Source organism: Clostridium vincentii (assembly GCF_002995745.1).
Lineage (GTDB): Bacteria > Bacillota > Clostridia > Clostridiales > Clostridiaceae > Clostridium > Clostridium vincentii.
This window is the reverse complement of the sequence record NZ_PVXQ01000016.1, coordinates 35332-48636: the sequence shown is the minus strand read 5'-3', so window position 1 is coordinate 48636 and position 13305 is coordinate 35332. Positions and strand designations below refer to the sequence as shown.

Genomic DNA, 13305 nt, shown 5'->3' with positions numbered 1-13305 from the left:
ATAATGTAAAAACATATAAAGATAAAACAATTTAGGGGGATCTAGCAATGAATAAAATAACAGATCATATTCTAAGTATGGTAGAAAAACCGTCAAGATATATTGGTGGAGAACTTAATGAAGTAATTAAGAACCCAGAAGAGGTTGATATTAGATTTGCATTTTGTTTTCCAGATGTTTATGAGGTGGGAATGTCCCATTTGGGAATGAGAATACTTTATCATACAATAAATCAAAGAGAAGATACATATTGCGAAAGAGTATTTGCTCCATGGCCAGATATGGAGGAGCAATTAAGAAAAAATAATATACCTTTATATGCATTAGAGACAAAGGATCCAATAACTAACTTTGATTTTTTAGGTTTCACACTTCAGTATGAAATGAGTTATACTAATATATTGAATATGCTTAATATGGCAGGAATAACAATAAGGGCAGAGGAAAGAGGCGACGATGAGCCTTTAATTATAGCTGGAGGTCCATGTGCATATAATCCAGAGACTTTAAGTGGAGTAATTGACTTCTTTGAACTTGGTGAAGGTGAAGAGATGATGGATGATGTCCTTGATGTTTATGCTAGATATAAAAAGGATAAATGGAATAAGAAAGCATTCTTAAGAGAAATATCTCATATAAGAGGAATATATGTACCATCGTTATATGATGTAAAATATAATGAGGATGGAACAATTCAGGAATTTAAGCCAAAGTATGAAGATGTGCCAGCTAGGGTTCAAAAAAGAATAGTTGAAGATTTTGATAAGGTGGAGTTCCCTGATAAATTTATAGTACCCTATACAGATATAGTTCATGATAGGATAGTTCTTGAAACCTTTAGAGGATGTACTAATGGCTGTAGGTTCTGTCAAGCTGGTATGCTTTATAGACCTGTTAGAGAAAAATCTAGAGCGACATTAGTAAGGCAAGCAAGGGAATTAATTAAAAGCACTGGATATCAAGAAATAAGCTTATCATCTTTAAGTACCTGTGATTATTCAGATATTCAAGGACTTATCCATGACTTGATGGAGGAGCATAGTGATGACAAGGTTGCTATTGCATTGCCATCTATTAGAGTAGACGCATTTTCAGTAGATTTAATTAAGGAAATACAAAAGGTTAAAAAGACAGGATTGACTTTTGCACCAGAGGCTGGATCTCAAAGGATGAGAGATATAATTAATAAAGGCTTAACAGAAGAAAAAATCCTTGAGGCTGCAAGAAGTGCTTTTGAAGCTGGATGGAGTAATCTTAAACTTTACTTTATGATTGGACTACCTTATGAAACAATAGAGGATTGTAGTGCTATTGGAGAGCTTGCACATAAAATTCAAGATCAGTATTTTTCAGTACCTAAAGAAGTTAGAAATAGGGGATTAAGAGTAACTGTAAGTACTTCAATTCTTATACCAAAACCTTTTACACCATTCCAATGGGCACCAATGGAGAGAGGGAATAAAGTAAATGAGAAGATAAATGCAGTAAGAGATTCTATTAAGTCTAGAAGTATATATTATAACTATCATTCAGAAAAGACAGCTTATATGGAAGCTTTATTTGCAAGAGGAGATAGAAGGATTTGTGAGATGCTAATTAAAGCCTATGAAAAAGGCGCTAAGTTTGATGGCTGGACAGAGTTCTTTAATTTTGGGATATGGCAGGAATCAATTAAGGAATGTAATATAGATGAAGATTTCTATCTTTATAGAGAAAGAAGTTATGATGAAATACTTCCTTGGGACTTTATAGATATTGGAGTTAATAAAGAGTATCTTAAGGTTGAAAATGAAAAGGCAAAGAGAGCAGAACTTACTCAAAATTGTAGAAAAGGGTGTACTGGTTGTGGAATAAATGAGAACTTTATGAAGGGAGAGTGTTTTGCTGGTGCGATATCTAATTAAATTCACTAAGGAAAGTAAGATAAAATTCATTGCTCACTTAGATATAATGAGAACAATTCAAAAGGGTGTAAGAAGATCTGGCTTGCCAGCACAATATTCAAGGGGATTTAATCCTCATATGGCTCTTTCAATTGCTCAACCTTTATCTGTTGGAGTTTATTCTTCAGGGGAATATATGGATCTAATTTTACTTGAAGAAGTAGCTGAAGACGAAATATTAGAAAAATTAAAGGCAACTAGTGCTCAAGGTATAGAGTTTTTAGAGGTTACTAAAATTGTGGAAGAAGAAAATGCAAAGAAGTTACCTCAAGGAATGGCATTAATAGATGCTTGTAGATATACAATTAAAATTAGCTACAAGGATACTAAAATGTTAGAGGGTGAGCTTAAATCTCTTTTAGAAGAAAAAGAATGGACTACATTGAAGAAGAGTAAGAAAGGCGAGAGAGAAGTTGATATAAAAGCTTTAGTATATGAGTTTGAATTTTCGATTAATAGTGAAGAATTAGTAATAAATGCATTAATTCAATCAGGAAGTCGAGAACATTTATCAGCAAATCTTTTAATTAGCTATATAAAGGAAAGAACTTCAAATGCTAATGAGGATGCCTTTGTGGATATAAAGAGGGAAGAAATGTATTATTTAATGGATGATAAGTTAGTACCATTATGTAATGTAGGTAGGATGTGATAATAATGAAAGAAATTTTTATAGAGAGAAGAGAAAATACTCTAAGAATAGCAATAAAAAATAATAATATATTACAAGAATGTATTGTAGATGAGGTTAGCACCGGTCCTATAGCTGGAGAAATATATAAGGGCAGGGTTAAAAATATTATTCCTGCCACTAACTCAATTTTTGTTGATCTAGGGTTAGAGAAGGAAGGGTATCTTTATTTTAGCAATGAACTAAAGGCTGAAGGAATAAAAAAAGGACAGGAGATTGCAGTTGAAATAGTAAAAGAGCCTTTAAATCAAAAGGGAGCTAAGTTAACTACAAGATATGCTATCCCTTCAAAATATATGGTTCTTGAAGGTGTTGGAGAAGGTATTGAATTTTCCAGAAGATTTAAGGACGAAATAAAGAAGGAGCTTATTTTGGCAGAACTTCCAGAGGTTGAAGGAGCTAAAATAATTATAAGAACTGAAGCAGATAGTGCTAGCATAGAGGAACTTTTACATGAGAGACGACTTTTAGAGAAGGAATTTTTAGAAATAAATAGAAAAATGAAATATTCTATAAATCTAGGAAAGCTTTATGGTGATAATCTTGCAATAACAAGGGTATTACGCGATAAGATAGGAACATTGCCAGCTGAGATAATCATTGATAATGATGAGGATTATAACTTTGTTTGTGAATATGTTAAGGATGAAGAATATGTAAGGGTTAAGCTGTTTGATAAAGAAAAGTGCCTATTCGATTCCTATGATATAGAAAAGGAGCTTTTAAAGCTTAGACATAATAAGGTAGTACTACCTTGTGGAGGTTCTATTGTAATAGATAAAACTGAAGCTATGTATGCAATTGATGTAAATACGGGGAAAAATATTAAGGAAAAAAGCTTTGAAAAAACCATACTAGAGACTAATGTAGAGGCTGCTAGGGAGATTGGAAGGCAAATCCTTTTAAGAAACCTAAGTGGTATTATTGTAATAGATTTTATAGATTTAAGAGAGAAATCTCATAAGGCTATTGTTATGAAAGAAATTAAAGACGCTCTAAAGGAAGATGGAGGAAATTTTAAAATATATCCATTTACTGAATTAAATCTAGTACAGATATCTAGAAAGAGAATTGGGAAAAGTATTTATGAATATATGGAGGAAACTTGCCCTTTATGCAATGGAACAGGGATGCTTCTTAAATTGTCCTATTTAGAGGGATTAATTCATAATCAAATTATAAAATATTATAATGAAAATGGTATTAAAGATTTCTTTATTGAAGTTGATGAAAGTTATAAGGATAAAATTAAGGGAGATCTAGTAGGTTTCTTAAAAAATATTGATGGACTGGATAAAGAGATTTATATAAATTATATAAATGGCATTGAAGGTTATAAAGTTGAACCACTAATCTTTATAAATCAAAAAACTAATATAAGCCAATATTTAGTTAAAATATAATATTTTTAAGGAGGCTCATTATGCCATACATAAATTCAACTTTAACAGTAAAAATGACAGATGAAAAGAAAGAGCTTATAAAATCAAGATTAGGCGAAATAATTACCGAAATTCCTGGGAAAAGCGAGGAATGGCTTATGGTAGGGTTTAAAGATGGCCATGAACTTTTCTTTAGAGGTGAAAAAAACAAAAGGCTGCTTTTATAGAGATTAAAATGTTTGGAACAGCTCAGAGGAAGCATAAGGAGGCCATAACATCAAAAGTTTCTATCTTATTTGAAGAAGAACTTAATATACCAAAAGATAACATATACATAACTTTCGATGAGATAAAAGACTGGGGATGGAATGGAAAGATGTTTTAGATTTAAATAAATCTAAATCAAAAAGCAGGTAGTCTAAGTTTGGACTACCTGCTTTATTTTAAGTGTAAAGACCTATTTAACACTAGAATCACTTTTTTTTGCATTAGAACGGAAATAGACAATCAAATTAGCAACAGCTACAAGAATGCAAATGCCACCAAGAATATATTCCTTATTTAAGATTTTTGATATTGTTAATACAAGAAATAAAATAGCTATTAATATACTTGATAAATTTGATTTGTTTTTCATTTTACACTCCCCAATAGTAAATATTTTATTATGTTTAAAAATACGATTTAATTTGAGATATATATTAAACGATATATATTCTATATTATAACATTAAATTAAAGGTGATTGAAGAATGAAATACATATCTAAATTTTATTTTTCACAATCACAAGCAGAATCATAATATTTAATTTTGCAATTTATCTTATCAAGATTCTTTTGTAAGTCTGCTATTCCATTTATAACTTCTTCGCGGTGATTTAGAAATATTTTTCTGCGTACTTCAAGAGTTTCATCGCCTTTAAGGCATAAACCAATATATTCTTTGATTCTCTTTATAGGCATACCTGTTTTCTTCAAACAACAAATAAGTTCAAGCCATTCTAAATCTTTATCCATAAAATCTCTGTTTCCAGAGTCACTGCGGTGTACAAAAGGTAATAAACCTTCTTTTTCATAATATCTAAGGGTGTGTGCAGTTAAATGAGTCTTTTCAGCTACTTCAGCAATACTATATCCCATAATATATATCCTCCTATAAAAATATAAAGTTTTCTTATAAGTTAGAGTATACTCTAAGCAGATGAACTTGTAAATTCAAAAAAATTAATATGACATGTTTATAAATAATAAGTATAGGTCTTTTAATAAAAAACTATTGACTTAGAGTAGACTCTAAGATGTAAAATGAACATAGATTAAGTTATTCAATAATATTATTATCTTAGGAGGAGTTATTTTGTTATATAGAAAACTTGGAAAGACAAATGAAAAGGTATCAGCTTTAGGATTTGGAACTATGAGGTTACCTATTATTGACGGTGATACTACTAAAATTGATGATGAAAAAGCTATAGAAATGATTCGTTATGCTATTGATGAGGGTGTTAACTATGTAGATACTGCATATCCTTATCATGGAACTGGAATGGGAAGTGGTGGAGAAAGCGAACCTTTTGTAGGTAGAGCATTAAAAGATGGGTATAGGGAAAAAGTTAATTTAGCTACAAAACTTCCTAGCTGGTTAATTAAAACTAGAGAAGATATGGACAAGTATTTAAATGAGCAATTAGAACGGCTTCAAACAAAGACAATAGATTTTTATCTAGTACATTCTTTAAATGCAGCTACCTGGGAAAACTTAAAGAAATTAGGAATAGATGAATTTTTAGATTCTGCAATAAAAGATGGAAGAATAAGATATGCAGGATTTTCATTCCATGATAAGTTAGAGGTATTTAAAGGAATAGTAGATTATTATGATTGGTCTTTTTGCCAAATTCAATATAATTATTTAGATGAAAAGTTCCAAGCAGGAAATGAAGGTCTTAAATATGCAGCTAATAAAGGATTAGGGGTTGTTATTATGGAGCCACTTAGAGGTGGTAAAATAGTTAAGGATCTTCCAGATGTAGTTAAAAATACATTTGCAGAAGCAGAGATTAAAAGATCTCCAGCTGAATGGGCATTAAGATGGGTATGGAACCATCCAGAAGTGTCTGTAGTATTAAGTGGTATGAATATAATGGACAATGTCACTGAAAATATAAGAGTAGCAAGTGATGCTTTACCGGATTCATTAACAGAAAAGGAATTAAAGACAATAGATGATGTTAATAAAGTATTTAAGGAAAGAATAAAGGTTAACTGTACAGCTTGTGAATATTGTATGCCTTGTCCAGCAGGAGTAAATATTCCTAAGAACTTTACTCTTTATAATGAGCATAGTTTATTTGTTACTCCAGAAACAGATAAGTATCTTAAGTCTAGATATACATCATTAAAACCTGAGGAAAGAGCAGATAAATGTGTAGAGTGTGGTAAATGTGAAACTCATTGTCCACAAGCAATTGAAATTCGTAAAGAACTAAAAAACGTTACAGCTTTGTTTAATTGATAATTGAAAATTGATAGTTGGGAGAATAATTTTCAACTAACCACGCACGTGGTTTAAGAGGGGGAAGATATGCATATACCTGATAATTATTTAAGTCCTTCAACTTGTGCTGCTTTTGGAGTTGCTATGATTCCTATATGGAGACGCGCAAGTATGAAGGTGAAAACTGAAATAACAAGACAAAAAATGCCTCTACTTGGAGTAGCAGCAGCCTTTTCATTTTTAATTATGATGTTTAATATACCACTTCCAGGAGGAACTACAGGGCATGCTATTGGAGCAGCCCTTGTAGCTATTCTATTAGGGCCGTATTGTGCAGTCTTTACAGTTACTATAGCTCTTGCAATTCAAGCATTATTTTTTGGTGATGGAGGAATATTAGCTTTTGGTGTAAATTGTTTCAACATGGCTTTTATAATGCCGTTTACAGCACATTATTTGTTTAATTTTATTAAGAAAGTTTTGCCAAAGGAAAAAGGAGAATATTTTGCAGCATTCTTAGCAGGATATATTTCTGTTAATATGGCGGCATTATTTGCAGCAATAGAGTTTGGTATTCAACCACTGCTTTTTAAGGACTTTTCAGGATTGCCGTTATATAGTCCTTATGGATTGTCTATATCTATTCCAGCAATGGCTATACCTCATTTATTAGTAGTTGGTTTCTTAGAGGGAATGATAACTTTAGGAGCGTATAGTTATATAAAAAAGGCTTCTCCGGAAATTTCATACAAGGGTAGTGTGAATAAAATAAAACCTTTCTATATTGTAATAGGAATGCTTGTTTTGGCAACTCCTTTAGGGCTATTAGCTAGTGGAACTGCCTGGGGTGAGTGGGGAGCAGAGGAGTTTAAAAACTTTATAGGATTTGTACCTAAAGGAATGGAAGAAGGATTTCAATTTAATTCTTTAATTCCAGACTATACTATGGGTACCTTAAAAGAATATGTTGGATATATTATATCTGCTTTAGTAGGAGTACTAATAATATTTATTATTTTTAGAATTCTTGCCAAAATTAATTTAAAGAAGAGACAAAAAGGAGACTAAATGATTCCACAGTGGCTTGCAGAAAAGAATAATTATGTCCCTAAGAAAGATAAAAATTCATATATAGAGAAAAGTATATTCTCGATAATTAAAATAATTTCAATTATTAGGCAAAATAAAAGCCAAGATAAATTAGTGTATTCAATAAATCCAACATTGAAAGTTATAAGTACAATATTAAATGTAATATTGATTTCTCTTTCAAGAAGTTTTGTTTACTTATTTATCTTGGATTTATATGTTATGGTAAACCTTTCTCTAATGGATAAAAGAGCAAGTAAAAGAATTATCCTTAGAGCTTGCATATTCCCTTTTATAACATTAATCGCTTTAATCCCTTCTATGTTTTATGGCAATGTATACAATAGTTTATTGCTTTTTCAAAAAATGATAACAACTATATTTCTTATGAATCTACTATCTCATAATACTAAATGGAGTGAGGTTTGTAAGTCTTTAAAGTTATTATTTATACCAGATATATTTATATGGACTATGGATATAACAATAAAATATATTGTTTTGCTAGGAGAATATTCTATTAACCTATTATATGCATTAAAACTTAGATCAATTGGTACAACTTCTAATAAGTATAATTCCCTTACTGCAATTATGGGTAATCTGTTTATAAAATCCTATAAAATCAGTGAAGAAATGTTTCATGCTATGGAGTGTAGATGTTTTGTAGGAGAATATACTACAAAGATGAATTTAACTTTCAAGAAAATTGATTATGTATATATAACAATATGTATACTATTAGTTAGTTTGTTTATATACTTGAATTACTAAGCAGATTAAGGAGAAGTATTAATGATAAAATTAGAGAGTATTTCATTTACTTACAAGAATAAGGTAGCTCTTGACAATGTAAATGTCCATATAAAAGAAGGAGAAGCTGTTGCTATTATAGGTCCAAATGGAAGTGGAAAATCAACTCTGTTAAAACTATTGAATGCTATTATTTTCCCGAATCAAGGAAAATATATGTTTGATGGAAGTGAAATAAACCAGGGAGCATTAAAGGATAATAAATACTTGAAATTGTTTCATAAAAAATTAGGATTCGTATTTCAAAATTCTGACACACAACTTTTTTGTTCCACAGTCTTTGAGGAAGTAGCTTTTGGTCTTGTGCAAATGGGTTTGCCAGAGGCGGAAATTAATAAAAGAGTTTGTGATTGCCTTAATCTTCTTAATGTAGATAAATTAAAGGAAGAGCATCCTTATAATTTAAGTGGAGGAGAGAAGAAAAGAGTCGCGATTGCTAGTGTTTTAGCTATGAATCCAGAGACGATTACTTTGGATGAACCTATGAATGGAATAGATCCTAAGGGGAAAAGATTTTTAAGAGATTTACTAATTGATTTAAATAAAAGTGGGAAAACTATAATTTGTGCTACCCATGATTTTGAATATATAGAAGGAATTTTTAATAGAGCTATTGTTTTTTCAGAGGATCATAAAATTATTAGAGATGATAGTTATGAAAATGTTTTAAAGGATGAAGAATTCCTAAGAAAATATAACATTATCTAAAGATAAATATATTGGAGGGATTAAGATGAAAATATTATATTACGATTGTTTTTGTGGCATAAGTGGAGATATGAATTTAGCAGCATTATTAGATTTAGGAGTTCCTAAGGAGTATTTAATAGAAGAAATATCTAAACTTAAGTTGAATTCTGAATATGAAATAAAAATTGAAAAATCTATTAAATTAGGAATAACAGGGACTAGAGTAGATGTTATATTAAATAATCAATCTCACATTAAAAAATCTCTAGTTGAAAAAGATTTAAACAATCATCATCATGAACATAATGAAGAGCATAGTCATTCCCATGCTGAAAATCATACGCATGTCCATGCAAATAAGCCTGAACATCATCATAGAAATCTAAAGGATATTGAAGATATTATAAATTCAAGTTCTTTAAAAGATAAAGTAAAAAAATTAAGTCTGGATATGTTCATGAGAGTAGCCGAGGCAGAAGCTAAGGTTCATGGAAAAACTTTATATGAAGTGCATTTTCATGAAGTAGGTGCTATTGATTCTATTATAGATATGGTGGGAGCTGCAATTTGCATAGATTATTTAGATGTGGATAAGATTATGGCATCACAAGTTCAGGTAGGTGGAGGTTTTGTTAAATGTGCCCATGGACTTATGCCGGTTCCGGCGCCCGCAACTGTAGAAATATTGAAAAATATACCAATTAATACTGGAATAGTGCCATTCGAGACAACTACACCTACAGGAGCAGCGATATTAGCAGCTAATGTTAAAGAATTCACTCAAAAAATGGATTTTTCTATAAATAAAATAGCCTATGGAATAGGGCATAGAGATTTAGATATACCTAATGTTTTAAGAGTATATTTAGGTGAAATACAAGAAAATGAAGAAATAGAGAATCAGTATATTTTGGAAACTAATATTGATGATATGAATCCAGAATTTTATGGATATGTTGAAGAGAAGCTTTTTGAAAAAGGGGCTTTAGATGTATTTAAGACATCTATATTTATGAAAAAGGGAAGACCAGGAGTGAAATTAAGCGTATTAGTTAATGAAGAGATTGAGAAGGAAATTATAGATATCATTTTTCAGGAAACTACTTCAATAGGTATAAGGAAATATGGAGTGGAAAAAATAATGTTAAATAGAGACTTTTCAAAAGTAAAAACTCAGTACGGAGACATTACAATTAAAAAATCTTATTACAAAGGAAAATTAATTAAATATAAGCCAGAATATGAAGAATGTAAAAACATAGCAATACAAAATGATATTATCATGGAAAAAATATATAAAGAAGTCTATAAAGAGGTAGGGGATATATATGAAAAATAATGATAAATACAATGAATTAATAAATTATCTTAAAAGCCTGGATAAGGTAGTTCTAGCCTTTTCAGGAGGCGTGGATAGTACTTTTTTACTTAGAGCAGCTCAAGAAGCCCTTGGGGATAATTTAAAGGCAATAACAATTATGTCTCCATACATACCTAAATGGGAAATAGCAGAAGCCAAGGAATTAGGAAAAAAATTAGGTGTTAAACATCAAATTATAGAAGCTCCAATTATCGAATCTATAAAATTTAACCCTGAGGACAGATGTTATCTTTGTAAAACTGCAGTATTTGGGATGATAATATCTGTAGCTAAAGAAGAAGGATATAAATATGTAATTGATGGAACAAACCTTGATGATCTAGGCGATTACAGACCAGGACTTAAAGCCCTAAAAGAATTAGAAGTAAAAAGTCCACTTCTAGAATGCAAAATAGGCAAAGCACAAATAAGAGAATTTTCTAAAGAATTAGGACTTAAAACTTGGGATAAACCTTCATATGCTTGTCTTTTAACAAGGATACCCTATGGTGATGAATTAAAATTAGAGGCCTTTGAGAAGATTGAAAATGCTGAAAAATTTATGATGAGTATAGGATTTAGAGCTGTTAGAGTAAGGTGTCATGGAGATTTAGCACGAGTTGAAGTAGATAGAAATGATAGAAGTAATTTATTTGATGAAGAGCTTTTAGATACAATATCTAGTGAAATAAAGAAATGTGGATTTAAATATGTAACATTGGATTTACAAGGATATAGAGTAGGAAGTTTTAATGAAACTATGACCACAGATGTGACTAGAAAATAAGTATAATATAATAAAGTATGGATCTTTGGAGGAGAATAAAAACTAATGAATAAAGAAGAAATTAAAAATCTACTAGAAGCAGTTAAAGATAATAAAATAAATATAGAACAAGCTCTTGAAAAATTAGAAGATTTGCCCTTTAAGGATTTAGGCTTTGCAATGATAGACAATCATAGAGAATTAAGAGTTGGTTATCCTGAAGTAATATATTGTGAAGGAAAGACAGTAGAGCAAGTTCAAGAAATTGTTAAGTTTATGATTACAAAGGATAGTAATATATTGGGGACCCGAGCTACGCAAGAGATGTATAATGCAGTAAAGGAAATATGTGAAGATGCAAAATACAATAAGCTTGGACGAACTATAACAATTAAGAAAAAAGAACAAGATCTTACAGATAGTTATATTGCAATTGTTGCAGCTGGGACTTCAGATTTGCCAGTGGTAGAAGAGGCTGTTGAAACTGCAAGAATATTAGGAAATAGAGTTGAACAAATAACTGATGTAGGTGTTGCAGGTATACATAGGCTTTTTTCAAAACTAGATATTATTAGAGGTGCGAAAGTGGTTATAGTAATTGCAGGAATGGAAGGAGCTTTAGCGAGTGTAGTAGGAGGTCTTGTAGATAAGCCTGTTATAGCAGTTCCTACCAGTGTTGGTTATGGAGCAAATTTCGGCGGGATTTCAGCTTTGCTATCCATGTTGAATAGTTGTGCCAGTGGGGTTAGTGTAGTAAATATAGATAATGGATTTGGGGCAGCCTATAGCGCTAGTATCATTAATAAGTTATAATATAATATAACAAAACTTTAAATTCAAGAATAGATTGATGGAAGGATGAATGTTTTATGATTAACTTTAACTATCAAAATAAGACAAAGATTATATTTGGTAAGGGTCAGCACAAGGGTATAGGAGCTTTAATTAAACCTTATAGTAATAAAATATTATTACACTATGGCGGCGGAAGTATTAAAAAAAGTGGGATATATGATGAAGTAATAGCTTCCTTGAAGGCTGAAAACATTGAGATCATTGAGCTTGCAGGGGTTAAGCCTAATCCTAGATTAACTTTAGTACGTGAAGGAATTGAATTGTGTAGAAAAAATGATATAAACTTTATTTTAGCAGTTGGTGGTGGAAGTGTTATAGATTCATCTAAAGCTATTTCTATGGGCGTTTCTTATCCTAGCGATGTATGGCAACTATTTGAAACAGGTAAAAAACCAGTTTCAGCTTTAAATATAGGAACAATTTTAACAATTCCTGCGGCAGGAAGTGAATCAAGTGGTAATTCTGTTATTACAAATGAAGAAAAACAACTTAAAATTGGGTATGGAAGTGAATTGTTAAAACCCGTTTTTAGTGTTATTAATCCGGAAATATGTTTAACATTACCACATAATCAAATGGCTAATGGTGTTAGTGATATGATGAGTCATATAATGGAAAGATACTTCACAAATACATTACATACAGATGTTATTGATGGTTTGTGTGAAAGTGTACTTCGTACAATAATGAAAAATGGTAGAACTTTAAATAAGAATTTAGGAAATTATGATGCTTGGGCAGAAATTTGTTTGGGTGGAAATATTGCTCATAATGGATTGCTTGGAGTTGGACGTGACCAAGATTGGGCATGTCATGCTATGGAGCATGAATTAAGTGCTATTTATGATATTCCTCATGGAGCAGGACTTGCTATTTTAACACCGTTTTGGATGCGATATGTTTGTCATGACAACATGAATATGTTTCTTCAATTTGCCGTGAATGTTATGGGTGTCGAAGGTGGATTTAGAGATCAAGAAGAAATAGTGATGGAAGGTATAAATCGTTTAGAAGCATTTTATAAAGAATTAAGTTTACCTACAACATTAGTAGAAGTTAAAATTGATAAAACTAATTTAGAGATAATGGCTAAAAAAGCAGCTGGAAATAGGGAAATTGGTGGATTGAAAATATTAAAATGGCAAGATGTATTAAATATATATCAACTTGCCCTATAGGTATTTCGGTAATAAAATTAGATTTATTTGAGTAGAAAAT

13 protein-coding genes and 1 pseudogene are annotated in these 13305 nt (G+C 30.8%); 12 read left to right on the top strand and 2 right to left on the bottom strand.

Going from position 1 to position 13305, the window contains the following annotated elements; translation table 11 throughout:
* The first annotated feature begins 47 nt into the window (after positions 1-47).
* The 4 genes and pseudogenes from CLVI_RS08765 to CLVI_RS08750 all read left to right on the top strand — a co-directional run bounded on the left by CLVI_RS08765 (position 48) and on the right by CLVI_RS08750 (position 4401).
* Positions 48-1904 carry a TIGR03960 family B12-binding radical SAM protein gene (locus CLVI_RS08765; protein WP_106059750.1) on the top strand — a complete coding sequence of 619 codons (1857 nt, stop codon included), beginning with the start codon at positions 48-50 and terminating at the stop codon, positions 1902-1904.
* Positions 1888-2595: a TIGR03936 family radical SAM-associated protein gene (locus CLVI_RS08760; protein WP_106059749.1), complete on the top strand. Its 708-nt coding sequence runs from the start codon at positions 1888-1890 to the stop codon at positions 2593-2595. The genes CLVI_RS08765 and CLVI_RS08760 overlap by 17 nt, the downstream gene beginning before the upstream one ends.
* A gap of 5 nt (positions 2596-2600) precedes the next feature.
* Positions 2601-4037: an Rne/Rng family ribonuclease gene (locus tag CLVI_RS08755; protein ID WP_106059748.1), complete on the top strand. Its 1437-nt coding sequence runs from the start codon at positions 2601-2603 to the stop codon at positions 4035-4037.
* A 20-nt stretch (positions 4038-4057) separates the two neighbouring features.
* A pseudogene (locus tag CLVI_RS08750) lies at positions 4058-4401 on the top strand (phenylpyruvate tautomerase MIF-related protein).
* Positions 4402-4473: 72 nt separating this feature from the next.
* On the opposite strand, the gene CLVI_RS08745 reads toward CLVI_RS08750, so the two are convergent.
* Complete coding sequence (locus CLVI_RS08745; protein ID WP_106059747.1) at positions 4474-4653, bottom strand: hypothetical protein; 180 nt, start codon at positions 4651-4653, stop codon at positions 4474-4476.
* A 135-nt stretch (positions 4654-4788) separates the two neighbouring features.
* Positions 4789-5157 carry a MerR family transcriptional regulator gene (locus CLVI_RS08740; protein ID WP_106059746.1) on the bottom strand — a complete coding sequence of 123 codons (369 nt, stop codon included), beginning with the start codon at positions 5155-5157 and terminating at the stop codon, positions 4789-4791.
* 217 nt (positions 5158-5374) lie between these two features.
* Between CLVI_RS08740 and CLVI_RS08735 the strand changes: the two genes are divergently transcribed.
* From CLVI_RS08735 to CLVI_RS08700, 8 genes are all read left to right on the top strand, one after another.
* On the top strand, positions 5375-6532 hold the full coding sequence (locus tag CLVI_RS08735) for an aldo/keto reductase (RefSeq protein ID WP_106059745.1): 1158 nt from the start codon (positions 5375-5377) through the stop codon (positions 6530-6532).
* A gap of 69 nt (positions 6533-6601) precedes the next feature.
* Positions 6602-7582, top strand: coding sequence for a cobalt transporter CbiM (cbiM, locus tag CLVI_RS08730; protein ID WP_106059744.1), 981 nt, complete (start codon positions 6602-6604; stop codon positions 7580-7582).
* The gene (locus CLVI_RS08725; RefSeq protein WP_106059743.1) at positions 7583-8377 is read left to right on the top strand and encodes an energy-coupling factor transporter transmembrane component T; all 795 of its coding nucleotides are present in this window, start codon (positions 7583-7585) and stop codon (positions 8375-8377) included. It abuts the gene before it with no gap.
* A gap of 21 nt (positions 8378-8398) precedes the next feature.
* Positions 8399-9124, top strand: coding sequence for an energy-coupling factor ABC transporter ATP-binding protein (locus CLVI_RS08720; RefSeq protein ID WP_106059742.1), 726 nt, complete (start codon positions 8399-8401; stop codon positions 9122-9124).
* A 25-nt stretch (positions 9125-9149) separates the two neighbouring features.
* Complete coding sequence (gene larC / locus CLVI_RS08715; RefSeq protein WP_106059741.1) at positions 9150-10445, top strand: nickel pincer cofactor biosynthesis protein LarC; 1296 nt, start codon at positions 9150-9152, stop codon at positions 10443-10445.
* The gene (gene larE, locus CLVI_RS08710) at positions 10435-11253 is read left to right on the top strand and encodes an ATP-dependent sacrificial sulfur transferase LarE (protein WP_106059740.1); all 819 of its coding nucleotides are present in this window, start codon (positions 10435-10437) and stop codon (positions 11251-11253) included. The genes larC and larE overlap by 11 nt, the downstream gene beginning before the upstream one ends.
* Before the next feature lie 45 nt (positions 11254-11298).
* The gene (larB, locus tag CLVI_RS08705; protein ID WP_106059739.1) at positions 11299-12045 is read left to right on the top strand and encodes a nickel pincer cofactor biosynthesis protein LarB; all 747 of its coding nucleotides are present in this window, start codon (positions 11299-11301) and stop codon (positions 12043-12045) included.
* 56 nt (positions 12046-12101) lie between these two features.
* Positions 12102-13265 carry an iron-containing alcohol dehydrogenase gene (locus CLVI_RS08700; RefSeq protein ID WP_106059738.1) on the top strand — a complete coding sequence of 388 codons (1164 nt, stop codon included), beginning with the start codon at positions 12102-12104 and terminating at the stop codon, positions 13263-13265.
* Positions 13266-13305 lie beyond the last annotated feature (40 nt).

Bases quoted from the DNA above. Each gene is read 5' to 3' on its own strand.
- CLVI_RS08765 (WP_106059750.1), top strand. From the start codon at position 48: ATGAATAAAATAACAGATCATATTCTAAGTATGGTAGAAAAACCGTCA.
- CLVI_RS08755 (WP_106059748.1), top strand. From the start codon at position 2,601: ATGAAAGAAATTTTTATAGAGAGAAGAGAAAATACTCTAAGAATAGCA.
- CLVI_RS08745 (WP_106059747.1), bottom strand. From the start codon at position 4,653: ATGAAAAACAAATCAAATTTATCAAGTATATTAATAGCTATTTTATTT.
- CLVI_RS08740 (WP_106059746.1), bottom strand. From the start codon at position 5,157: ATGGGATATAGTATTGCTGAAGTAGCTGAAAAGACTCATTTAACTGCA.
- cbiM (WP_106059744.1), top strand. From the start codon at position 6,602: ATGCATATACCTGATAATTATTTAAGTCCTTCAACTTGTGCTGCTTTT.
- CLVI_RS08725 (WP_106059743.1), top strand. From the start codon at position 7,583: ATGATTCCACAGTGGCTTGCAGAAAAGAATAATTATGTCCCTAAGAAA.
- CLVI_RS08720 (WP_106059742.1), top strand. From the start codon at position 8,399: ATGATAAAATTAGAGAGTATTTCATTTACTTACAAGAATAAGGTAGCT.
- larC (WP_106059741.1), top strand. From the start codon at position 9,150: ATGAAAATATTATATTACGATTGTTTTTGTGGCATAAGTGGAGATATG.
- larE (WP_106059740.1), top strand. From the start codon at position 10,435: ATGAAAAATAATGATAAATACAATGAATTAATAAATTATCTTAAAAGC.
- larB (WP_106059739.1), top strand. From the start codon at position 11,299: ATGAATAAAGAAGAAATTAAAAATCTACTAGAAGCAGTTAAAGATAAT.
- CLVI_RS08700 (WP_106059738.1), top strand. From the start codon at position 12,102: ATGATTAACTTTAACTATCAAAATAAGACAAAGATTATATTTGGTAAG.